Annotated in this window: 22 protein-coding genes; 3 read left to right on the top strand and 19 right to left on the bottom strand. The window is 70.7% G+C overall.

Annotated features, from left to right (window positions below; all coding sequences use genetic code 11):
- Window position 1: 1 nt before the first annotated feature.
- Window positions 2-1,852 (bottom strand): glutamine--fructose-6-phosphate transaminase (isomerizing), encoded by a 1,851-nt coding sequence (gene glmS, locus NUH29_RS03855; RefSeq protein ID WP_258797682.1) that lies wholly within the window; start codon window positions 1,850-1,852, stop codon window positions 2-4.
- Between the two features lie 60 nt (window positions 1,853-1,912).
- On the opposite strand from glmS, the gene coaA reads away from it, so the two are divergent.
- Window positions 1,913-2,860: a type I pantothenate kinase gene (gene coaA / locus NUH29_RS03850; RefSeq protein WP_258797680.1), complete on the top strand. Its 948-nt coding sequence runs from the start codon at window positions 1,913-1,915 to the stop codon at window positions 2,858-2,860.
- Between the two features lie 56 nt (window positions 2,861-2,916).
- On the opposite strand, the gene NUH29_RS03845 is transcribed toward coaA, so the two are convergent.
- The 5 genes from NUH29_RS03845 to NUH29_RS03825 form a co-directional block, all read right to left on the bottom strand.
- Entirely contained in the window at window positions 2,917-3,354 is a 438-nt protein-coding gene (locus NUH29_RS03845; protein ID WP_258797679.1) for a nitroreductase family deazaflavin-dependent oxidoreductase, read from the bottom strand.
- 23 nt (window positions 3,355-3,377) lie between these two features.
- Window positions 3,378-4,745, bottom strand: coding sequence for a phosphoglucosamine mutase (gene glmM, locus NUH29_RS03840; protein ID WP_258797678.1), 1,368 nt, complete (start codon window positions 4,743-4,745; stop codon window positions 3,378-3,380).
- 21 nt (window positions 4,746-4,766) lie between these two features.
- Entirely contained in the window at window positions 4,767-5,255 is a 489-nt protein-coding gene (gene rpsI, locus NUH29_RS03835) for a 30S ribosomal protein S9 (protein ID WP_258797677.1), read from the bottom strand.
- Window positions 5,256-5,284: 29 nt separating this feature from the next.
- On the bottom strand, window positions 5,285-5,731 hold the full coding sequence (rplM, locus tag NUH29_RS03830) for a 50S ribosomal protein L13 (RefSeq protein ID WP_258797676.1): 447 nt from the start codon (window positions 5,729-5,731) through the stop codon (window positions 5,285-5,287).
- A gap of 130 nt (window positions 5,732-5,861) precedes the next feature.
- Window positions 5,862-6,761, bottom strand: coding sequence for a tRNA pseudouridine synthase A (locus NUH29_RS03825; RefSeq protein ID WP_258797675.1), 900 nt, complete (start codon window positions 6,759-6,761; stop codon window positions 5,862-5,864).
- A gap of 28 nt (window positions 6,762-6,789) precedes the next feature.
- On the opposite strand from NUH29_RS03825, the gene NUH29_RS03820 reads away from it, so the two are divergent.
- Window positions 6,790-8,673 (top strand): acyltransferase family protein, encoded by a 1,884-nt coding sequence (locus NUH29_RS03820; protein WP_258797674.1) that lies wholly within the window; start codon window positions 6,790-6,792, stop codon window positions 8,671-8,673.
- A gap of 141 nt (window positions 8,674-8,814) precedes the next feature.
- On the opposite strand, the gene rplQ is transcribed toward NUH29_RS03820, so the two are convergent.
- The 11 genes from rplQ to NUH29_RS03765 form a co-directional block, all read right to left on the bottom strand.
- Window positions 8,815-9,366, bottom strand: coding sequence for a 50S ribosomal protein L17 (gene rplQ / locus NUH29_RS03815; RefSeq protein WP_258797673.1), 552 nt, complete (start codon window positions 9,364-9,366; stop codon window positions 8,815-8,817).
- A gap of 39 nt (window positions 9,367-9,405) precedes the next feature.
- Complete coding sequence (locus NUH29_RS03810) at window positions 9,406-10,395, bottom strand: DNA-directed RNA polymerase subunit alpha (protein WP_258797672.1); 990 nt, start codon at window positions 10,393-10,395, stop codon at window positions 9,406-9,408.
- 147 nt (window positions 10,396-10,542) lie between these two features.
- Window positions 10,543-10,941 carry a 30S ribosomal protein S11 gene (gene rpsK, locus NUH29_RS03805; protein WP_149324693.1) on the bottom strand — a complete coding sequence of 133 codons (399 nt, stop codon included), beginning with the start codon at window positions 10,939-10,941 and terminating at the stop codon, window positions 10,543-10,545.
- Window positions 10,941-11,321: a 30S ribosomal protein S13 gene (gene rpsM, locus NUH29_RS03800; RefSeq protein ID WP_258797670.1), complete on the bottom strand. Its 381-nt coding sequence runs from the start codon at window positions 11,319-11,321 to the stop codon at window positions 10,941-10,943. Before rpsM ends, rpsK begins: the two co-directional genes overlap by 1 nt.
- 142 nt (window positions 11,322-11,463) lie before the next feature.
- A complete protein-coding gene (rpmJ, locus tag NUH29_RS03795; protein ID WP_055821300.1) occupies window positions 11,464-11,580 on the bottom strand; it encodes a 50S ribosomal protein L36 in 117 nt (38 codons plus the stop codon).
- A gap of 58 nt (window positions 11,581-11,638) precedes the next feature.
- On the bottom strand, window positions 11,639-11,860 hold the full coding sequence (gene infA / locus NUH29_RS03790) for a translation initiation factor IF-1 (protein WP_100365313.1): 222 nt from the start codon (window positions 11,858-11,860) through the stop codon (window positions 11,639-11,641).
- 139 nt (window positions 11,861-11,999) lie between these two features.
- Window positions 12,000-12,440, bottom strand: a complete 441-nt coding sequence (locus tag NUH29_RS03785; RefSeq protein WP_258797669.1) for a PTS mannitol transporter subunit IIA — start codon at window positions 12,438-12,440, stop codon at window positions 12,000-12,002.
- A 34-nt stretch (window positions 12,441-12,474) separates the two neighbouring features.
- Window positions 12,475-14,031 carry a PTS mannitol transporter subunit IIBC gene (locus NUH29_RS03780; protein ID WP_258797667.1) on the bottom strand — a complete coding sequence of 519 codons (1,557 nt, stop codon included), beginning with the start codon at window positions 14,029-14,031 and terminating at the stop codon, window positions 12,475-12,477.
- A gap of 30 nt (window positions 14,032-14,061) precedes the next feature.
- Window positions 14,062-15,747 carry a phosphoenolpyruvate--protein phosphotransferase gene (gene ptsP, locus NUH29_RS03775; RefSeq protein WP_258797666.1) on the bottom strand — a complete coding sequence of 562 codons (1,686 nt, stop codon included), beginning with the start codon at window positions 15,745-15,747 and terminating at the stop codon, window positions 14,062-14,064.
- The gene (locus NUH29_RS03770; RefSeq protein ID WP_373317431.1) at window positions 15,744-16,016 is read right to left on the bottom strand and encodes an HPr family phosphocarrier protein; all 273 of its coding nucleotides are present in this window, start codon (window positions 16,014-16,016) and stop codon (window positions 15,744-15,746) included. The genes ptsP and NUH29_RS03770 overlap by 4 nt, the downstream gene beginning before the upstream one ends.
- On the bottom strand, window positions 16,016-16,336 hold the full coding sequence (locus tag NUH29_RS03765) for a PTS sugar transporter subunit IIB (RefSeq protein WP_258797664.1): 321 nt from the start codon (window positions 16,334-16,336) through the stop codon (window positions 16,016-16,018). Before NUH29_RS03765 ends, NUH29_RS03770 begins: the two co-directional genes overlap by 1 nt.
- Window positions 16,337-16,580: 244 nt before the next feature.
- On the opposite strand from NUH29_RS03765, the gene NUH29_RS03760 reads away from it, so the two are divergent.
- Entirely contained in the window at window positions 16,581-18,479 is a 1,899-nt protein-coding gene (locus NUH29_RS03760; RefSeq protein WP_258797663.1) for a BglG family transcription antiterminator, read from the top strand.
- A 24-nt stretch (window positions 18,480-18,503) separates the two neighbouring features.
- Here the strand turns inward: NUH29_RS03760 and NUH29_RS03755 are convergent, their stop codons facing one another.
- Both NUH29_RS03755 and secY read right to left on the bottom strand, forming a co-directional pair.
- A complete protein-coding gene (locus NUH29_RS03755; RefSeq protein ID WP_258797662.1) occupies window positions 18,504-19,103 on the bottom strand; it encodes an adenylate kinase in 600 nt (199 codons plus the stop codon).
- On the bottom strand, window positions 19,100-20,428 hold the full coding sequence (gene secY / locus NUH29_RS03750) for a preprotein translocase subunit SecY (protein WP_258797660.1): 1,329 nt from the start codon (window positions 20,426-20,428) through the stop codon (window positions 19,100-19,102). Before secY ends, NUH29_RS03755 begins: the two co-directional genes overlap by 4 nt.
- Between the last annotated feature and the right edge of the window lie 62 nt (window positions 20,429-20,490).

The raw sequence follows: 20,490 nt of genomic DNA, 5'->3' as shown, positions 1-20,490 counted from the left end.
CTCACTCCACCGTGACGGACTTCGCCAGGTTGCGCGGCTGATCGACGTCGAGACCCTTCGCGGTCGCGAGCTCCATGCCGAAGACGTGCAGCGGCACCACCGAGAGCAGCGGCTCGAAGAACGGGGCGGCGAGCGGGATGCGGATCACCTCGTCGGCGAACGGCACGACCGCGACGTCGCCGAGCTCGGCGATCGCGATGACGCGCGCACCGCGGGCGCGGATCTCCTGGATGTTCGACACGACCTTCTTGTGCAGCGACGAGGGGTCGCGCGGGCTCGGCACGACCACGAACACGATCTGCCCGGGTTCGATGAGCGCGATCGGTCCGTGCTTCAGCTCGCCCGCCGCGAAACCCTCGGCGTGGATGTACGCGAGCTCCTTGAGCTTGAGGGCACCCTCCAACGCGACCGGGAAGCCGACGTGGCGGCCGAGGAACAGCACCGACTGGGTGTCGCTCATCCAGTGCGCGAGCTCGGCGATGCGCGCCGAGGAGGCCTCGACCACGCGCTGGATCTTCGTCGGAACCGCCTCGAGCTCGGTCAGCTGGGCGGCGACCGCGTCCGCGTCGAGCGTGCCGCGCAGGGTCGCGAGGTGCAAGCCGAGCAGATACAGGGCGGTGACCTGCGCCACGAACGCCTTCGTGGAGGCGACCGCGACCTCCGGGCCGGCGTGCGTGTACAGCACCGCATCCGACTCGCGCGGGATCGTGGCGCCCTGGGTGTTGCAGATCGAGAGCGTGCGTGCACCCTGCTCGCGCGCGTACCGCACCGCCATCAGGGTGTCCATGGTCTCGCCCGACTGGCTCACCGAGACCACGAGGGTGTGCTCGTCGAGCACCGGGTCGCGGTAGCGGAACTCGTGCGAGAGCTCCACGTCGACCGGGATGCGCGCCCACGCCTCGATCGCGTACTTGCCGACCATTCCCGCGTAGGCCGCGGTGCCGCAGCCCAGCACGAGCACCCGGTTGATCCCGCTGAGCGCCTCGGCGACGCCGTCGAGCTCGGGGAGTGCGACGGCACCGTCGTGGGTGCGCCCGCGCAGGGTGTTCGCGACCGCGTCGGGCTCCTCGGCGATCTCCTTCTTCATGAAGCTCGGCCAGCCGCCCTTCTCCGCGGCCGAGGCGTCCCAGGCGACCTCGAACTCCTTGGCCGCCGCGGGGGCGCCCGAGAAGTCGATCACCTCGACCGAGTCGGGACGGATCGTGACGATCTGGTCCTCGCCGATCTCCATCGCGCGACGGGTGTGCTCGACGAACGCCGCCACATCCGAGCCGAGGAAGTTCTCGCCCTCGCCGAGACCGATCACGAGCGGCGAGCTGCGGCGCGCGCCGACGACGACGCCGGGCGCCGAGCGGTGGACCGCGAGCAGCGTGAACGCGCCGTCGAGGCGCTCGACCGTGCGACGCATCGCCTCGGTGAGATCGCCCGTGTCGTGGAACGCGCGGCCGACGAGCAGCGCCGCCACCTCGGTGTCGGTCTCGCTCTCGAAGCTCTCGCCGGCGGCGACCAGCTCGGCCTTGAGCTCCGCGAAGTTCTCGATGATGCCGTTGTGGATGAGGGCCAGTCGCCCGCCGTCGCCGAAGTGCGGATGCGCGTTCACGTCGGTCGGGCCGCCGTGGGTCGCCCAGCGGGTGTGCCCGATCCCCGTGCCGCCGTCCGGCAGCGGGTTCTCGGCGAGCTCCTCGACGAGCACCCCGAGCTTGCCGGCGCGCTTGCGCGCACCCAGATCGCCCTCGGGCGAGAGCACCGCGATCCCCGCGGAGTCGTATCCGCGGTACTCGAGCCGCTTGAGGCCCCCGACGAGCACCTCGAGACTGCTGCCCGACCCGACGTAGCCCACGATTCCGCACATGGTGTCGATCCTAGTGACCGGGGTCGGGGGCGAAGCTGTGACGGCGCTACGCTCGAACGGATGAGTGACAACGGTGAGCGGGGCGCCGCGGCGACGCCGTTCCTCGAGCTCGACCGCGCCGATTGGGCCGCACTCGCGCCGGCCGCCGCGCATCCGCTGACCGAGGAGGAGCTCGTGCGTCTGCGCGGGCTCGGCGAGGCTCTCGACCTGCGCGAGGTCGCCGAGGTGTACGTGCCGCTCAGCCGCCTGCTGAACCTCTACGCGGTCGGCGCGAAACGCCTGCACGCCTCCACCCGCTCCTTCCTCGGGCAGGACGAGCCGCCGACCCCGTTCGTGATCGGGGTCGCGGGCTCGGTCGCGGTCGGCAAGTCGACCACGGCACGACTCCTGCGCGAACTGCTGGCGCGCTGGGAGGACACCCCGCGGGTCGAGCTCGTCACCACCGACGGCTTCCTGCTGCCGAACGCGGAACTCGAACGGCGGGGGCTCATGGAGCGCAAGGGCTTCCCCGAGAGCTACGACCGACGCGCGCTGCTGCGGTTCGTGAGCCGAGTCAAGAGCGGCGTCGAGGAGGTGCGGGCGCCGGTGTACTCGCACCTGTTCTACGACATCGTCCCCGACGCCGAGATCGTGGTGCGCCGCCCCGACATCCTCATCGTCGAGGGGCTCAACGTGCTCCAGCCGCCTGCTCCCGGCGCGCGGCTCGCGGTGAGCGACCTGTTCGACTTCACGGTCTACGTCGACGCGCGCACGGTCGACATCGAGCGCTGGTACGTGGAGCGCTTCCTCCGGCTGCAGCGCGGCGCCTTCGCCGATCCGCGCTCCTACTTCCACCGCTACGCGGCGCTCGGCGAGCAGGAGGCGATCGCGCGCGCGCGGGCGATCTGGCACGACATCAACGGACCCAACCTCGAGCACAACATCGCCCCGACCCGCGCGCGGGCCTCGCTCGTGCTGCGCAAGGCGTCCGATCACACGGTGTCGAACGTGCTCATCAGGAAGGTGTGACGACGTCGAAGACGCCGTCACAGGTCGAGTAGCCCGCCCGGCGGGCGTGCCGAGACCTAGGAGACCGGCTCCAGCAGGAACACCGGGATGAGGCGCTCGGTCCTGGTCTGATAGCCGGCGTAGTCGGGCCACACCTCGTTCGCGCGGGCCCACCAGAGCTCGCGCTCCTCGCCGGTCAGCTCGCGGGCGCGGTAGTCGCGCTTCACCGGGCCGTCCTGCAGCTCGACATGCGGGTCGGCGACCAGGTTGTGGTACCAGGCGGGATGCTGCGGCGCCCCGCCCTTCGACGCCACGACGGCGTAGGAGCCATCGTGCTCCACCCGCATGAGGGCGTTCTTGCGGAGCTTGCCGCTCCGGGCCCCGCGGGAGGTGAGCACGATGATCGGCTTGCCCCGCAGCTCGTTGGCCTCCGCGCCATCCGACGCCTCGAAGGCCTCCGCCTGCGTGCGGGCCCAGTCCGAGGTGCTCGGTGCGTATTCTCCGGTCAGTGGCATGACATCGTCCTCTCTCCTCGATGTCAGGACAACGACAGACGCTCTCCCACGATTCCCGCGAGGTCGTCGGCGATGCTCTGCGCGAGTTCGGCGTCCCGCGCCTCCACCATGACGCGCACGAGCGGCTCGGTGCCCGACGGTCGCAGGAGCACGCGCCCGTCGTCGCCGAGCGCCGCCTCGTGGCCGCGCACGGCGTCCGCGATCACCTCGTCTCCGGCGAGCGCGTGGTGGTCGACGCCGCGCACGTTCACGAGCACCTGCGGGTAGACCGTCATCACCGAGGCCAGCTCCGCGAGGCTGCGTCCCGTGCGCGCCATCTCGGCGGCGAGCTGCAGGCCGGTCAGGATGCCGTCGCCGGTTGTGGCGTGCTCGCTGAAGATGATGTGACCCGACTGCTCGCCGCCGAGCGAGAGGCCGCGCTCGTTCATCGCCTCGAGCACGTAGCGGTCGCCGACCGCGGTCTGCACGATCTCGATACCGTGCTCGGCCATCGCGACCCGCAGCCCGAGGTTGCTCATGGTGGTCACCGCGAGCGTGTCGTGCGCCAGCTTGCCCCGGCGCTGCAGCGCGATCGCGAGCACCGCCATGATCTGGTCGCCGTCGATCATGTTGCCGTCGGCGTCGACGGCGAGGCAGCGGTCGGCGTCGCCGTCGTGGGCGATGCCGAGGTGGGCGCCGGTGAGACGCACCGTCGCCTGGAGCTTCTCGAGGTGCGTGGACCCGACGCCGTCGTTGATGTTGAGACCGTCGGGATCGGCGCCGATCACGGTCACGTGCGCTCCGGCGTCGGCGAACACCTGCGGCGAGACGCCCGCCGCCGCGCCGTTGGCCGCGTCGATGACGACCTTGATGCCGTCGAGCCGCACGTCGAGGGTGCCGAGCAGATGCAGCAGGTAGCGGTCCTCGGCGTCGGCGAAGCGGCGGATGCGGCCCACCCCGTCGCCCGTCGGCGCGAGCTTGGGCTGCACGAGAGCGGCCTCGATGCGGTCCTCGACCTCGTCGGGCAGCTTGACCCCGCCGATGGCGAAGAACTTGATGCCGTTGTCGGGCGCCGGGTTGTGCGAGGCCGAGACCATGACGCCGAAGTCGGCGCCGACATCCGCCACCAGGAACGCGGCGGCGGGGGTCGGGATGACCCCGGCGTCGAGTACGTCGATACCCGAACTCGCGAGGCCCGCGGCGACCGCCGCCGAGATGAACTCGCCGGACACGCGGGGGTCGCGGGCGAGCACCGCGCGGGGGCGCCGGCCCTCGCCGCGGACGTGCTCGGCGTGCCGACCCTTGGTCAGCACATTCGCGGCAGCCTGGGCGAGGCCGAGGGCCAGGTCGGCGGTGATCAGTTCACCGTTCGCCAGCCCTCGGACCCCGTCGGTGCCGAAGAGACGCGGCATGCGCGTGTTCCGCGTCGCGCCTTAGCGCTTCGAGAACTGCGACGCCTTGCGGGCCTTCTTGAGACCGGCCTTCTTGCGCTCGATGACGCGGGCGTCGCGCGAGAGGAAGCCGGCCTTCTTGAGGGCCGGGCGGTTGTTCTCGCGGTCGATCTCGTTGAGCGCGCGGGCGATCGCGAGACGCAGCGCGCCCGCCTGGCCCGAGGGGCCGCCGCCCGTGATCTTGGCCTTCACGTCGTAGGAGCCCAGCAGGTCGAGCACCTTGAACGGGTCGTTGATGAGCTGCTGGTGCAGCTTGTTCGGGAAGTAGTCCTCGAGGGTGCGGCCGTTCACGGTGAACTCGCCGCCGCCCGGCACGAGGCGCACGCGGGCGATGGCCTCCTTGCGGCGGCCGACGGCCGCACCGGGAACGTTGAGGACGGCGCGGGGCGCGCGGGGCGCCTCGTCAGCCGGGGTCTCGGTCGAGAAGTTGGTGAGAACCTCGTCCGACACGGTGTCTTCGATCTTCGCCATCAGTGATGTCCTTGGAAGTCTCTCGGCGCTTACTGCGCGACCTGGGTGAGGGTGTAGGGCTTGGGCTGCTGCGCGGCGTGCGGGTGCTCGGCGCCGGCGTACACCTTCAGCTTCTTGATCTGGGCGCGACCCAGCGAGTTCTTCGGCAGCATGCCGCGGATGGCCTTCTCGACCGCACGGGTCGGGTGCTTCTCGAGGAGCTCCGAGTAGCTGGTGGCCGACAGGCCGCCCGGGTAGCCCGAGTGGCGGTAGGCCTTCTTCTGCTCGAGCTTCGCACCGGTGAGCGCCACCTTGTCGGCGTTCACGATGATGACGAAGTCGCCCATGTCCATGTGGGGGGCGAAGGTCGGCTTGTGCTTGCCGCGGAGGATGGCGGCGGCGTGGCTCGCGAGGCGGCCGAGCACGACGTCGGTGGCGTCGATGACGACCCACTCGCGCTTCACATCCGCCGGGGTGGGGCTGAACGTACGCGTCATGGAAGACTCGTTTCTGGTCGGTGATGTTCGTGAATCCCGCTCCGGTGTGCGTTCCGCTCGGAAGGAGACGGAACCCGACGGTGGAGGGCCCAACTGGTCGCCCGCGCGGCGCGCAGACAACCTGTACAGACTAGTCGATCGGACCCGCATCCGGCAAACCGCGCTTGGCGCGGGTCTGCTCGGCCCGCGCCGCGAGCTCCGCGTCGGCGGGGTAGCCCACCTCGACGAGCGTCAGGCCGCGCGCCGGTACCACGATGAACTCGCTCGTGCGCCGCGCCTCCTCGCGGATGCCGACCGCGCGCTCCGGCGCGAACCGGCCCTCCCCGGCTGCCACGCAGGCGCCGACGAGCGCCCGGACCATCGAGTGGCAGAACGCGTCGGCCCGCACGTGGGCGATCAGCACACCGTCGGCGTCGCGACGCCAGCCGAACTCCTGGAGGGTGCGGATGGTGGTGGCCCCCTCGCGCGGACGGCAGTAGGCCGCGAAGTCGTGCAGGCCGAGCAGCCCGCGCGCGGCGGCGTCCATCGCGGCGACGTCGAGGGCGGCCGGATGCCACAGGGTGAAGGCGCGCGTGCGGGGATCGCGCAGCGCCTGCGCATCCGCGATCCGGTACTCGTAGCGTCGCCAGCTCGCCGAGAAGCGCGCGTCGAACCCGTCCGGTGCGTGCCGGGCGGTCAGCACCTGCACGTCGGCCGACTGGCCCACGATGCCGTTGATGCGGCGGGCGAGCGAGTCGACGCCGGCGGCACCCGCCCCGCGCCCGCGCGGGCGCCGCTCGAGCTGGTCGAGCTGGTCGGGCGCGAGGTCGAGGTGCGCGACCTGGCCGATCGCGTGCACCCCGACGTCCGTGCGTCCGGCGACGGTGAGGCGCGGAGGCGCGGCCTCCGACCGGCCGAACAGCGTCGCGAGCGCGTCCTCCAGCACCCCCTGCACCGTGCGCAGCCCGGGCTGGGTCGCCCACCCCGTGAACGCGGTGCCGTCGTAGGCGAGATCGAGCCGGATGCGGGTGATGCCGTCCGGGGAGTCCACGAGGCGAGTTTAGAGTGGAAGCCGTTTCATGAGCCGCCGTCCGAACGCACCCGCCGACGCGCCCGCGACAACCGCCGTCGCCCGCGTGCGGGGACTCGACGGCCTGCGCGCGGTCGCCGTGATCGTCGTGGTGCTCTTCCACCTCACGCCCGGCGCGGTCGTCGGCGGCTACCTGGGCGTCGACATCTTCTTCGTGGTGTCGGGGTTCATCATCACGCGGCTGCTGCTGCTCGAGCACGTCGGCACCGGTCGCATCGGGTTGCGCTCGTTCTGGGCGCGCCGGGCGCGTCGACTGCTCCCCGCTCTCGTGGTGCTGCTGCTCGTCTGCTCGACCGCGGCCCTCGCCGTCGGCGGCGACGTGCTCGTCGGGCTCGGCGGCCAGCTGGTGACGGCGCTCACCTTCTCCAGCAACTGGTACTTCATCCAGACCGGCTCCGACTACTTCGCCGGCACCGCGCCCGAGTTGTTCCGCAACCTCTGGTCGCTCGCGGTCGAGGAGCAGTTCTATCTGCTGTGGCCGCTCGTGCTGCTGCTCGTGGTGCTGCGCCTGCCGCGCGGCGGACGGATCGCCCTGCTCTCCGCGGGCACGGTCGCGTCGGCCATGGCCATGGCGCTGCTGCTGTCGCCGGCCAACCCGACGTCGGTCTACTACGGCACCGGCACCCACGCCTTCGGTCTCACGCTCGGCGCCCTGCTCGCCCTGGTCAGCCGCTGGTGGTCTCCGCGTGCGCTCGAGTGGTCGCGGGGTGCACGCCGCGGACTCGGGGTCGCCGGTGCGGCGGCCCTCGCCGGGCTCCTCGCGCTGTCGCTGCTGATGCCGGGCGACGCCGACTGGACCTACCGCGGCGGGCTGCTCGCGGTCGCCGTGCTCAGCTGCGTCGTCATCGCCGCGTTCCTCGTCCCCGGCTCCTCCCTCTCCCGAGCGGTCGACGCGGCACCGCTGCGCTGGATCGGGGTGCGCAGCTACGGCATCTACCTCTGGCACTGGCCGGTGTTCGTGCTGCTCGCGGCCGCGCTGCCCCCGGCCTGGTCGACAGATCCGGCTCTCGCGTGGGGACTCGGAGGCATCGCCGCGGCGATCACCGTCGGGGCGGCCGCGGTCAGCCACCGATTCGTCGAGACGCCCATCCGCCGCGACGGGTTCCGAGCGAGCTGGCGCGCCTGGGCGGACGGATGGCGGCGATCCCGGATGGCGGCGGTCGCCAGCGCCGTCGCGGCGCTGCTGGTGGTGGGCGGGGTCGCCGGAACGGCCGCCGCGGTCGTGCTGCAGCCCGACGGCAGCGAGGTCGAGCAGCGCATCCGTGCGGGTCGGCAGGCGATCGACACCGCGCCGCCGCGCTCCCCGGAGCCGAGCCCGACTCCCGAGGGCCCGCCGGCCGAGCTGCAGGGCGATCGGATCACCGCGATCGGCGACTCGGTCATGCTCGCCGCCGCGCCGGAGCTGCAGGCGGCGCTCCCCGGCATCCAGATCGACGCCGTGGTCTCCCGGCAGATGCGGACCGCTCCGGACATCCTGCGCGCGATGCGCGACGCGGGCTCGCTGCGCGACGTCGTGATCGTCGCCCTCGGCACGAACGGCTCGGTCGGCCAGGCGACGCTCGACGACATCCGCGACGTCATCGGCCCGGACCGCGAGCTCGTGCTCGTCACCGCCCAGGCGCCGCGTGGATGGATCCCGGGGGTGAACGCCGAGCTGACGTCGTATGCGTGGCAGTACCGCAACGTCGAGTTGGCGGACTGGTACACCGCCATCCAGCCCCATCTCGGCGAGCTGGCGCGCGATCAGGTGCACTTCGGGCACATCGGCGCCTCGATCTTCACGAACGCGGTGCGTGAGGCGCTGCAGCGCCTCGCCGCCCTCCCCCCGCTGCGCGACGACGCGGCCGACGAGTCGCTCCCCCGCCCGGTCTGACCTCATCGCCCATAGACATGTCTCCGGCGCCGTGGACACCCGCGCGCGGGTGTCCAGAGGGTCTCAGACATGTCTGCGCCCGAATGACGAGAGGCCCCGCTCGGCGTGAGCGGGGCCTCTCGGCGGTACGGATGCGGGGAGCTACTTCTCCTCCGACTCCTCGGCTGCGTCCTCGGCGGGCGCCTCGACCTCGGTCTCCTCGGCGGCGGGCGCCTCCGCGGCGGCCTCCTCCTCGACGACCTCGGTCTCCTCGGCCGGGGCCTCCTCGACCGGAGCGGCCTTCGGGGTCTCGACACGGGCGGCCGACTTCTTCGACGACGCCGGCTTCTTCACGACCGGCTCGAGCACGAGCTCGATGACCGCCATGGGCGCGTTGTCGCCCTTGCGGTTGCCGATCTTCGTGATGCGGGTGTAGCCGCCCTCGCGCTCGGCGACGAGCGGCGCGATCTCGGTGAAGAGCTCGTGCACGACCGTCTTGTCGTGGATGACGGCCAGCACGCGGCGACGCGAGTGCAGGTCGCCGCGCTTGGCGAAGGTGATGAGGCGCTCGGCCAGCGGACGCAGGCGCTTGGCCTTGGTCTCGGTGGTCGTGATGCTCTTGTGGGTGAAGAGGGCCGCGGCGAGGTTCGCGAGCAGCAGGCGCTCGTGCGCCGGACCGCCGCCGAGACGGGGACCCTTGGTGGGCTGGGGCATGATCTAGTTCTCCAGGAGGTTCAGTTCAGAAAAGCGGGCTCAGACGGTCTCGTCGTCGTATCCGCCGTAGAAGTGCGCACCGTCGAAGCCGGGCACGCTGTCCTTGAGCGAGAGGCCGAGCTCGACGAGCTTGTCCTTCACCTCGTCGACGGACTTCTGACCGAAGTTGCGGATGTTCATGAGCTGCGTCTCCGAGAGGGCGACGAGCTCGCTGACGGTGTTGATGCCCTCGCGCTTGAGGCAGTTGTAGCTGCGCACCGAGAGGTCGAGATCCTCGATGGGCATCGACAGCTCGCTCGAGAGCACCGCGTCGACCGGGGCGGGCCCGATCTCGATGCCCTCGGCCGCGGTGTTGAGCTCGCGGGCGAGACCGAACAGCTCGACGAGGGTGCGGCCGGCGGAGGCGATCGCGTCACGCGGCGTGATGGCGGGCTTGGTCTCGACGTCGACCACGAGGCGGTCGAAGTCGGTGCGCTCGCCCGCACGGGTGGCCTCGACGCGGTAGGTGACCTTCAGCACCGGCGAGTAGATCGAGTCGACCGGGATCTGGCCGGCCTCGCTGAACTCGCTGCGGTTCTGGGTCGCCGAGACGTAGCCGCGGCCGCGCTCGATGGTCAGCTCGAGGTCGAACTTCGCCTTGTCGTTGAGGGTCGCGATGACGAGGTCCGGGTTGTGGATCTCCACACCGGCCGGCGCCGAGATGTCGGCGGCGGTCACCTCGCCCGCGCCGGTCTTGCGCAGGTAGGCGGTGATGGGCTCGTCGTGCTCGCTCGAGACGACCAGGTTCTTGATGTTCAGGACGATCTCGACGACGTCCTCCTTGACACCGGGGATGGTGTCGAACTCGTGCTGGATGCCGTCGAGACGGATGCTCGTGACCGCCGCACCCGGGATCGACGAGAGCAGGGTGCGACGCATCGAGTTGCCGAGCGTGTAGCCGAAGCCGGGCTCGAGGGGCTCGATGACGAACGCGGAGCGGAACTCCGAGATGACCTCTTCGGAGAGGGTGGGACGCTGTGCGATGAGCACGTGGTTTCCTTTCGGCGAGGGCGTCCGCCATATGACGCCCACGACAGATGCGGCGGGTGGCTGGGCCGCCGTGGTGTTGAGTTGTGAAAGACGTGACGCATCCGGACGACCGCACCGCTCACGCGGACGGTCATCCGGATGCTGAGATCACACGCGGCGGCGCTTCGGGGGACGGCAGCCGTTGTGCGCCTGCGGCGTCACATCGTTGATCGTGCCGACCTCGAGACCCGCGGCCTGGAGCGAGCGGATCGCGGTCTCACGACCCGAGCCCGGGCCCTTGACGAAGACGTCGACCTTCTTCATGCCGTGCTCCTGCGCCTGGCGCGCGGCCGACTCGGCGGCGAGCTGCGCGGCGTAGGGGGTCGACTTGCGCGAGCCCTTGAAGCCCACACCGCCGGACGAGGCCCAGCTGATGACGGCACCCGAGGGGTCGGTGATGGAGACGATCGTGTTGTTGAACGTCGACTTGATGTGGGCCTGGCCCACGGCGATGTTCTTCTTCTCCTTGCGGCGCGGCTTGCGCGCGGCGGCCTTGGGAGCAGCCATTACTTCTTACCTGCCTTCTTCTTGCCGGCCACGGTGCGCTTCGGGCCCTTGCGAGTACGTGCGTTGGTCTTGGTGCGCTGACCGCGCACCGGCAGGCCGCGGCGGTGGCGAAGGCCCTCGTACGAGCCGATCTCGACCTTGCGGCGGATGTCGGCCTGCACCTCGCGGCGCAGGTCGCCCTCGACCTTGTAGTTGCCTTCGATGAAGTCGCGAAGGGCGACGAGCTGGTCGTCGGTCAGATCCTTCACGCGGATGTCACCGGAGATCCCGGTGTCCTTGAGGGTGGCGAGGGCGCGCGTGCGTCCCACTCCGTAGATGTACGTCAGGGCGACCTCGACGCGCTTCTCGCGCGGGATGTCGACGCCGGCGATACGTGCCATGGCGGCTTCTCCTTGTGGAGTCGTTCGGAGGTGTGGAGCGCCACCGGTGCCCGGGCCTCCGAGCCCGAGGTGTCCCCTCCGAGGAGGTTCTGGTGGTGCAGGTGTCTATTGAGTTGTGAATCCGCTCGGCGGCGGCAGGGCTTCAGCCCTGACGCTGCTTGTGGCGGGGGTTCGACTTGCAGATGACCATCACGCGGCCGTTGCGGCGGATGACCTTGCAGTGGTCGCAGATGGGCTTGACGCTCGGGTTGACCTTCATGTTTCCTTCTCGCTGTCCTCGTACTCGCGCCGGGGCGCGGGCCGTTACTTTCCGGGTGTCACTTGTAGCGGTAGACGATCCGGCCGCGGGTCAGGTCGTAGGGGCTCAGCTCCACGATCACGCGATCCTCGGGGAGGATCCGGATGTAGTGCTGACGCATCTTGCCCGAAATGTGGGCGAGAACCTTGTGCCCGTTGCTCAGCTCGACGCGGAACATCGCGTTCGGCAGAGCCTCGAGGACAGATCCCTCGATCTCGATGACGCCGTCTTTCTTGGCCATACCCTCTAAATCGCTATCGGTGACGCTCGGTCATGCGGGTGATTGATTGCTGGTGCAGATTGGCCGACAGGCACAAAGCACCAAAGATCGAGCTTAGCCGATTAACCGCGGTCGCGCCAGCCGGGCGTGTCGCGGGCTGTCAGTCCTCGTTGACGGCCGAGATGATGCCGTAGAGCGCCTCGGCGGTGGGCGCGGCGAGCAGCGCCTGCACGTCGTCGTCGTCGGAGAAGAGCACCGCGATCCGTCCCAGGATCTCGAGGTGCTCGTTCTCGCGACCGGCGATGCCGATCACGAAGCGCACCTCGTCGCCGTCCCACGAGATCGCCTCGGGGTAGCGGATGACGGCGAGCGCCGTCGCGTCGATGAACTCGCGCCCCTCGTTCGTGCCGTGCGGGATGGCGAGGTAGTTGCCCATCGAGGTCGACACCGTCGCCTCGCGGGCGAGCATGGAGTCGACGTAGCCGGGCCGTACGGCGCCGGCCTCCACGAGGAGGCGTCCGACGTCGCGGATCGCCTCCTCGCGGCTGGGGGTCCGGTCGGCGAGCACCACGCGCTCGGGCGTCAGGATGTCGTCGCTCATGGTGTGCTCTCCTCTCGCCGCCGGACCCAGTGGCCTACTTGGCGGCCCCTTCCTTCTGCTCCGCGACCAGCTGCACGACCTCGTCGTACTTGGGGCTGTTCATGAAGTTGTCGACCGAGACGTGGATCGCGTTCGGCGCCTTCAGCCGGGCGCGCTCCGTCAGCTCGTTCTGGGTGATGACGAGATCCTCGTCGCCCGTCAGGTTCGCGATGGCGGCGTTGGTGACGTTGACGTCGACGCCGGCCTTCTTGAACTTGTTGCGCAGCACCGAAGCGCCCATCGCACTCGACCCCATGCCGGCGTCGCAGGCGAACACCACGTTGTGGATGGGGGCGCCGGCGACCTCGCCCACGGCGATGCTCGAGGCGAGACCCGAGAGCACCGAGCTCTCCTTGCCCTTGTTCTTCTCGGTCTGCGCGATCGACGCGGCGAGACGCGCATCCGCCTCGGCCTCCGACGCCAGGTCGCGCTTGCGGCTCGCGAGCAGGATCGGCATCGAGATGAGGAACGTCACCGCCGCCGCGAGCACCACCGACAGGATCACGCCGACGTAGCTGTCGGGCGCCGTCTGGATGATGACCGCGAAGATCGACCCCGGCGCCGCCGGAGCGCGCAGACCCGAGTTGAAGATCACGTTGGTGAGAACGCCGGTCGCGCCTCCGCCGATCATCGCGACGATGAGCAGCGGCTTGGCGAGCACGTACGGGAAGTACACCTCGTGGATGCCGCCGAGGAACTGGATCACGAACGCACCGGGGGCGGTCGCGCGCGCCGCGCCCACACCGAACAGCGTGATCGCGAGCAGCAGTCCGGCGCCGGGGCCGGGGTTCGCCTCGACGAGGAACAGCAGGCTCTTGCCCTGCTCGGTGACCTGCTCGGTGCCGAGCGGGGTGAACACGCCGTGGTTGATGGCGTTGTTGAGGAACAGCACCTTCGCCGGCTCGACGATGATCGACGCGAGCGGGATCAGGTGGGTCGCGATCAGCCAGTTGACGGCCGCGCCCAGCGCATCGCTGAAGATCTTGATCAGCGGAGCGAGACCGAAGAACGCGGCGAGCGCCAGCAGGAAGCCGAGGATGCCGGACGAGAAGTTGTCGACCAGCATCTCGAACCCGGGCTTGATCTTGCCGGCCCAGATCTTGTCGACCTGCTTCAGCAGCCACGCCGAGAGCGGACCGCAGATCATCGCGCCGAGGAACATGACCGTTCCGGCGGCGCCGATCACGACGCCCATGGTCACGACCGTGCCGATGACCGCTCCACGGACGCCGTAGACCATGCGGCCTCCGGTGTAGCCGATGAGCAACGGCAGCAGGTAGGTGATCATCGGGCCGACGAGGCCGACCCACTCGGTGCCGTCGGGCGTCGTTCCGCCGCCCAGCATGGCCGAGTCGGCCCAGCGCCAGGCCTCGACCGGGCTGTTGTTGCCGACCCAGCCGTTGTCGATGAACATCGCGGTCACGAGACCCCAGGCGATGAAGGCCGCGATGTTGGGCATGATCATGCCCGAGAGGAAGGTGCCGAATCTCTGGACGGCGACGCGGGCTCCCCCGCCCCGCGGTGCAGCCGTCGTCGGTGACGTCGTCGTCATGGTGTTGTGCCTCCTGGCTCGGATGCCGGACTAGCGTCCGGCGGTGATGGTGTCGGCGGCAGCCCGTGCCGCCTGTCGGGCATCGGCGGCCTCATCGGCCGCCAGGGCTGCCTCGGCGATCGCGGCTGCGTCGTCGAGGCTGTACCGCGCGAGGGAGACGCGGACATCTGCGAGTGCCGTGGGCGACATCGACAGGCTCGTGACACCGAGCCCGGCGAGCACCACGGCGAGGAGCGGGTCGGCGGCGGCCTCGCCGCACACGCCGACCGGCTTGCCGAGGGCGGCGCCCGCGGCGCCGACCTCCTTCACGAGCCGCAGCACCGCCGGATGCCACGGGTCCTGGAGGGCCGCCACCGAGCCGAGCTGGCGGTCGGCGGCCATCGTGTACTGCGTCAGATCGTTCGTGCCGATCGACGCGAAGTCGGTGCGCGAGAGCACCCGGTCGGCGATGAGCGCCACCGACGGGATCTCGACCATGACCCCCGCGGTGCGGATGCCGACGTCGTGGATCGCCCGCGTCACGAACGCGGTCTCCTCGACGGTCGCCACCATCGGCGCCATCACCCAGAGCTCGGCCTCGGTCTGCGCCTGGGCGGCGGCGAGCGCCGTCAGCTGGTCCGCCAGCACGGATGCCGTCGCCCGAAGGGCGCGGAGCCCGCGGCGGCCGAGCGCCGGGTTCTCCTCCTCGCCGGGGTTGAGGAAGGCGAGGGGCTTGTCCGCCCCCGCGTCGAGCAGGCGCACGACGACGCGCTTGCCGGGGAACGCCGCCAGCACCTCGCGGTAGCTCTCCTGCTGGTCGGCGACCGTCGGCGCGGTGGTGAGGCGGTCGAGGAAGAGGAACTCGGTGCGGAACAGCCCGACCCCCTCCGCGCCGAGGCGCACCGCCTCCGCGGCCTCACCCGGCTTGCCGAGGTTGGCGAGGAGCTTCACCGGGGTGCCGTCGGCGAGCGCACCCGGCCCCGCCGGCACGTCGGCGGCGGCGGCGCGTGCCGCGATCCGCGATTCGGCGTCGGCGAGCTCCGCGGCATCCGGGTCGGCGAAGACCCGTCCCCGTTCGGCGTCCACGATCACCTGGGTACCGTCGGCCAGGCCCTCGACACCCGGCGCGCCCACGATCGCGACGATGCCGCGCTGCCGCGCCAGGATGGCGGTGTGCGAGGTCGGCCCGCCCTCGCTCGTCACGAACGCGAGCACGCGGTCGAGGTCGAGCACCGCCGTGTCGGCGGGTGCGAGGTCGCGGGCGACCAGGACGTAGGGGTGACCGGGGTCGATCACGAGCTCGGTCGAGCGCCCCTGGAGTGCGGCGACCGCGCGGTCGGCCAGGTCGTGGAGGTCGGCGGCGCGCTCGGCGAAGTACTCCCCGGCATCGGCGAGCATGGCGGCGAACTCGGCGAACGCGTCGGAGACGGCCTTCTCGGCGGTCACGCCGGCCCCGAGCTTGACGGTGACGCTGTCGAGCAGCGCCGGGTCGTCGGTCATGAGCGCCTGCGCCTCGAGCACGTCGCGCGTGGACTCGTCCGCCCCCGCCGCGCGCTCCCGCAACTGCGCCGACACGCTCGCGAGCGCCTCCCGCGCGCGCGCGAGCTCGGCGTCGGCGCCGATCGTGCTCGGGGTGTCGGCGGGGGCGGACGCCGCCTGCCGCGAGACGTGCAGCACCGGGCCGACGACGACACCGGATCCGATGCCGACGCCGACCAGTTCGCGCACCTCGATCATCCGGCCGCCTCGTCGTGATCGGTCGTCAGGAACTCCGAGAGCTCGCCGAGCACGCGCTCCGACTCGTCGCCCTCCACGTCCAGCACGACCTCGTCGCCGTTCTCGAAGCCGGCGGCGATGATCCCGAGGATGCTCGCCGCGTTCACCGGCGAGCCACCGGGCCGCCCGATGGTGACCTTGTGACCGGATGCCGCGACGGCCTGCGTGAAGAGCTTCGCGGGGCGGGCGTGCAGTCCGTGGCCGGAGGCGATCGTCACCGTGCGTTCCATCAGGAGGTCCTTCCGTGGGAGGCGGCGCCGACGGCCGCCAGTGTCGTGTCGAGCAGTTCGTCGCCATCCTGCCGCGCCGCGTCCGCGAGCACCACGAACGGCACGGCGGCGGAGGCGGCCGCGGCGCCCAGTCGGGCGACCTCGTCGCCGAGGTGCGCACCCGCGAGCACGACGTCCGCGGCGGCGAGGAGATCCGGGGCGGCAGCGGCGGAGCTGGGCGTCGCGGTCAACTCGAGACCGCGTGCCGTCGCAGCGCGACGCAGGCGCTGAGCGACGAAGGTGCTCGACGCTCCCGCGCCGCACACGATGAGCACCCGCATGCCGTCCGTCTCCGCGTCTCGGCCGCCGACGGGGTTTCCGCGTCGGCGGCGCTGCCGTCCCCGGATGAGTCCAGGGCCCGCCGGTTCCCTCTTCCGGCGGGCGAGAGCCAGTGTGCTCCGGGGCTGCGGAGGCGCGCCAGCCCGGGCGCTTCCGCTCCCCCGGAAATCTCGCGCGGAGGAACCCCGCGGCACCCGCGACTTTGCTTGACTGGGAGCACGCGGACGATCGCGGAACGGGAGACTGATGGCCGATCGGCGCGAGCAGCTCACGGATGCGCTCGCCCAGCACGGTGGCTGGGTGACGGCGGCCGACCTCGCGGCGCGCCTCGGGGTCACGGACCGCAGCATCCGCGGATACGTGTCCGGGCTCAACGCCGCCGCCGAGACCCCGCTCATCGAGTCCGGCCCCTCCGGCTACCGCCTCGATCGCGAGGAGTGGGCGCGGCGGTTGCGCGAGGGGAGCGCCGACGATTCCTCCACCCCGGCGGCGCGGGTGTCGGCCATCCTCCGCGCACTGCTGGATGCGGCGCCGGAGTCGGAGGGGGTGGACGTCTACGCGCTCGCCGAGGACCTGCACGTGAGCGACTCGACCCTCGAATCCGATCTCGCACGGGCGCGTTCCCGCGCCGGAGCCGTGGGGCTCACGATCGTGCGCACCCGGGAGCACGTGCAGCTCGAGGGCGCCGAATCCGCGCGCCGGCGCCTGATCGGCGCCCTGTTCCGCGACGAGGCGACGCGCGGCATGCGCGAGGTCGACCGGATCGAGAGCTGGTTCGCGGCGGGCGACCTCACCGCGTTCAAGACCGAGCTGATCGCGCGACTGGTCGCCGACGGCTACGAGATCAACGACTACGGGCTGGGCACCGTGCTGCTGCACCTCGCCATCGCGGTCGACCGCACCCAGGCGCGTCACGCCCTGCCCGACCGCGAGGTCGCCGACGAGGGCGTCTTCGCCGCGATCATCGACGAGCTGGTGCGCGCCCACTTCGACGTGCAGCTGCCCCCGGGCGACCTCGACTACCTCGGGTTCCTGCTGGGCACGCGCGTCGCGGTCGACCCGATCGACGCGGGTCCGCCGCCCCTGGACGACGACGAGCTCGCGCGCGTGCGGGCGATCGTCGAGAAGGCGGCGCGCGAATACCTCGTCGACCTGGAGGGCGACGACGACTTCCTGCTGCGCCTGGCGATGCACATCCGTCAGCTCGTGCGCCGCGCCCAGGAGGGTTCGTTCTCGCGCAACCCCCTCACCCGCTCCATCAAGTCGGGCTACCCGATGATCTACGAGCTCGCGGTCTACCTCGCCCACGAACTGCAGCTCGATTCGGGGATCTCGGTGCCCGAGGACGAGATCGCCTACCTCGCGATGCACCTCGGTTCGCGTCTCGAGGAGCAGCGCCAGACCGATCAGGCGGTCACCGCCACGATCGTCGCGCCCGCCTACCACCGTCTCCACCTCGAGCTGCTGCGGCGGGTGGAGGCGTCCGTCGGCGCCGAGCTGCGGATCGAGCAGCTCGACACCCGATCGGACGTCGACTGGGAGGCGCTCCCCGGCGACCTCGTCATCTCGGTGATCGACCCGCCGACGCCGGATGCGCGCATCATCGTGGTGCACCCGTTCCTCGGCGAGGCGGACGCGCAGGCCATCCATCAGGCGATCGCGCGCGTGCGACGGCAGCGGCGCCGGGCACGCCTCGCGGAGCGCCTGGCGTCGTACTTCGACGAGCGGCTGTTCTTCCGCGAGCTCTACGCCCCCGACGCCGAGTCCATGATCCGCACGCTGGGTTCCCGGATGGTGGACGCGGGCGTCGTCGACGACGCCTACGTCACCGCCGCGATCGAGCGCGAGAGGCTCTCGTCCACCGCCTTCACCGACGGGCTCGCGATGCCGCACGCGATGGCGATGACCGCAGAGCGCACGGCGATCGCCCTCGTGCTGAACTCCACCTCGATGTCGTGGGGCGAGGCGCGCGTCGAGGTGGTGGCGTTCATCGCCTTCAGCGAGTCGGGCCGTGCCTCGTTCCAGGAGGTCTTCGACCAGCTCGTCGAGGTCTTCGCCGACCGCGACAACGTGCGCGGCCTCGTGAACCGCGCCATCGACGTGCCGACCCTGGTCGCCGAGCTCACGCGCCTGATCGACGCCTGACGCGGCCCGGGGAGCCGCTCGAGACTAGGCCGAGGCCTCGACGGAACCGATGCCGGCCTCGGCGAAGGCCGCCCAGATGCGGTCGGTCACCTCGTCGACCGATCCGAGGCCGTCGACCTCGATCAGCAGGCCCTGCTCGCGGAACATCTCGAGCAGCGGAGCCGTCTCGCGCTGGTAGACCTCCTGGCGGTGCCGGATGGCGTCCTCCGAGTCGTCGGCGCGACCCTGCTCGACCGCGCGCAGCCGCAGCCGGCGCACGATCTCGTCCTGGTCGGCGACGAGGCGCAGCACGGCGTCGAGCTTGTGCCCGTGCGAGGCGAGCAGCCCGTCGAGGTAGTGCACCTGGTCGGGCGTGCGCGGGTAGCCGTCGAGCAGGAACCCGGTCGTCGCGTCGGCCTCCGAGAGACGGTCGGTCACGAGCTCGTTGGTGAGCGAGTCGGGCACGTAGTCGCCGGAGTCGACGATCGCCTTGACGCGCTTGCCCAGCTCGGTCTCGTTCGCGATGTTGGCGCGGAAGATGTCGCCCGTCGAGATCGTCGGGATGCCGAACCGCTCCGCGATGCGGGCCGCCTGGGTTCCCTTGCCGGCCCCGGGGGGGCCGACGATGAGCAACCGGACCGTCACCGGAGCAGGCCTTCGTAGTGGCGCTGCTGGAGCTGCGAGTCGATCTGCTTCACCGTCTCGAGGCCGACCCCGACCATGATCAGGATCGAGGTGCCGCCGAACGGGAAGTTCTGGTTGGCGCCGACGAGCACGAGCGCGATGAGCGGCACGAGCGCGATGATCCCGAGGTACAGCGACCCGGGGAGCGTCACGCGGGTGAGCACGTAGTCGAGGTACTCGGCGGTGGGTCGACCCGCCCGGATGCCCGGGATGAAGCCGCCGTACTTCTTCATGTTGTCGGCGACCTCGTCCGGGTTGAACGTGATCGCGACGTAGAAGTAGGTGAACCCGACGATGAGCAGGAAGTACAGGATCATGTACAGCGGGTGGTCGCCGCGCGTCAGGTACGTGGAGATCCACTGCACCCACGGCTGCGCCGTCTCGCCGGCCTTCGGCTGGTTGAACTGCGCGATGAGCGCCGGCAGGTACAGCAGCGACGAGGCGAAGATGACGGGCACGACGCCGGCCATGTTGACCTTGATCGGGATGTAGGTGTTGTTGCCGCCGTAGGTGCGACGCCCCACCATGCGCTTCGCGTACTGCACCGGGATGCGGCGCTGCGACTGCTCGACGAAGATCACCGCGAACATGATGACGACGCCGATGGCGATCACCAGCAGCAGGGTCTCGATGTTGTGCTGCTGCGCGATGGTGCCGAGCGAGTCGGGGAAGCGCGCCACGATCGAGGTGAAGATCAGCAGCGACATGCCGTTGCCGATGCCGCGCTCGGTGATGAGCTCGCCCATCCACATGATGACGCCGGTGCCGGCGGTCATCGTGATGACCATGAGCAGGATGCCGTACCAGGTGTCGCCGCCCGGCACGATCAGCTGCGAGCACTCGGCGGTGGTCGAGGTGCCGAACAGCGCACCCGAGCGGGCGACCGTGATGAGGGTCGTCGACTGCAGGACGCCGAGCGCGATCGTCAGGTAGCGGGTGTACTGCGTGAGCTTGGCCTGACCCGCCTGCCCCTCCTTGTAGAGGGTGTCGAAGTGGGGGATGACCACGCGCAGCAGCTGCACGATGATCGACGCGGTGATGTACGGCATGATGCCGAGCGCGAAGATCGAGAGCTGCAGCAGCGCACCGCCGCTGAACAGGTTGACGAGGTCGTAGAGACCTGAGGCGCCCGCGTTGCCCGCGAGACATGCCTGGACGTTGCCGAAGTCGACGAAGGGCGCGGGTACGAAGGACCCGAGCCGGAACAGGGCGATGATGCCCAGCGTGAACGCGATCTTGCGGCGGAGGTCCGGCGTGCGGAGGATCCGCGCGACGGCACTGAACACGACGCCTCCCGGGTGAGATTCTGGAGCGTGCCGCACACGGGTCGGTGCGGCGAGGAGGTGGC

Source organism: Protaetiibacter mangrovi, from assembly GCF_024752305.1.
Lineage (GTDB): Bacteria > Actinomycetota > Actinomycetes > Actinomycetales > Microbacteriaceae > Homoserinibacter > Homoserinibacter mangrovi.
Note: the sequence above shows the minus strand (reverse complement) of the source record. Positions and strands in the feature narration are given on the sequence as shown.

Excerpts from the sequence above, each read along its gene's own strand:
- NUH29_RS03845 (WP_258797679.1), bottom strand. The coding sequence starts at position 3,354 with ATGCCACTGACCGGAGAATACGCACCGAGCACCTCGGACTGGGCCCGC.
- rplQ (WP_258797673.1), bottom strand. The coding sequence starts at position 9,366 with ATGCCCCAGCCCACCAAGGGTCCCCGTCTCGGCGGCGGTCCGGCGCAC.
- NUH29_RS03780 (WP_258797667.1), bottom strand. The coding sequence starts at position 14,031 with ATGACGACGACGTCACCGACGACGGCTGCACCGCGGGGCGGGGGAGCC.
- glmS (WP_258797682.1), bottom strand. The coding sequence starts at position 1,852 with ATGTGCGGAATCGTGGGCTACGTCGGGTCGGGCAGCAGTCTCGAGGTG.
- NUH29_RS03760 (WP_258797663.1), top strand. The coding sequence starts at position 16,581 with ATGGCCGATCGGCGCGAGCAGCTCACGGATGCGCTCGCCCAGCACGGT.
- rpsM (WP_258797670.1), bottom strand. The coding sequence starts at position 11,321 with ATGGCACGTATCGCCGGCGTCGACATCCCGCGCGAGAAGCGCGTCGAG.
- NUH29_RS03770 (WP_373317431.1), bottom strand. The coding sequence starts at position 16,016 with ATGGAACGCACGGTGACGATCGCCTCCGGCCACGGACTGCACGCCCGC.
- glmM (WP_258797678.1), bottom strand. The coding sequence starts at position 4,745 with ATGCCGCGTCTCTTCGGCACCGACGGGGTCCGAGGGCTGGCGAACGGT.
- NUH29_RS03820 (WP_258797674.1), top strand. The coding sequence starts at position 6,790 with ATGAGCCGCCGTCCGAACGCACCCGCCGACGCGCCCGCGACAACCGCC.
- rpmJ (WP_055821300.1), bottom strand. The coding sequence starts at position 11,580 with ATGAAGGTCAACCCGAGCGTCAAGCCCATCTGCGACCACTGCAAGGTC.
- NUH29_RS03765 (WP_258797664.1), bottom strand. The coding sequence starts at position 16,336 with ATGCGGGTGCTCATCGTGTGCGGCGCGGGAGCGTCGAGCACCTTCGTC.
- rplM (WP_258797676.1), bottom strand. The coding sequence starts at position 5,731 with ATGACGCGTACGTTCAGCCCCACCCCGGCGGATGTGAAGCGCGAGTGG.
- rpsI (WP_258797677.1), bottom strand. The coding sequence starts at position 5,255 with ATGGCGAAGATCGAAGACACCGTGTCGGACGAGGTTCTCACCAACTTC.
- NUH29_RS03785 (WP_258797669.1), bottom strand. The coding sequence starts at position 12,440 with ATGAGCGACGACATCCTGACGCCCGAGCGCGTGGTGCTCGCCGACCGG.
- ptsP (WP_258797666.1), bottom strand. The coding sequence starts at position 15,747 with ATGATCGAGGTGCGCGAACTGGTCGGCGTCGGCATCGGATCCGGTGTC.
- rpsK (WP_149324693.1), bottom strand. The coding sequence starts at position 10,941 with ATGGCTGCTCCCAAGGCCGCCGCGCGCAAGCCGCGCCGCAAGGAGAAG.
- coaA (WP_258797680.1), top strand. The coding sequence starts at position 1,913 with ATGAGTGACAACGGTGAGCGGGGCGCCGCGGCGACGCCGTTCCTCGAG.
- infA (WP_100365313.1), bottom strand. The coding sequence starts at position 11,860 with ATGGCCAAGAAAGACGGCGTCATCGAGATCGAGGGATCTGTCCTCGAG.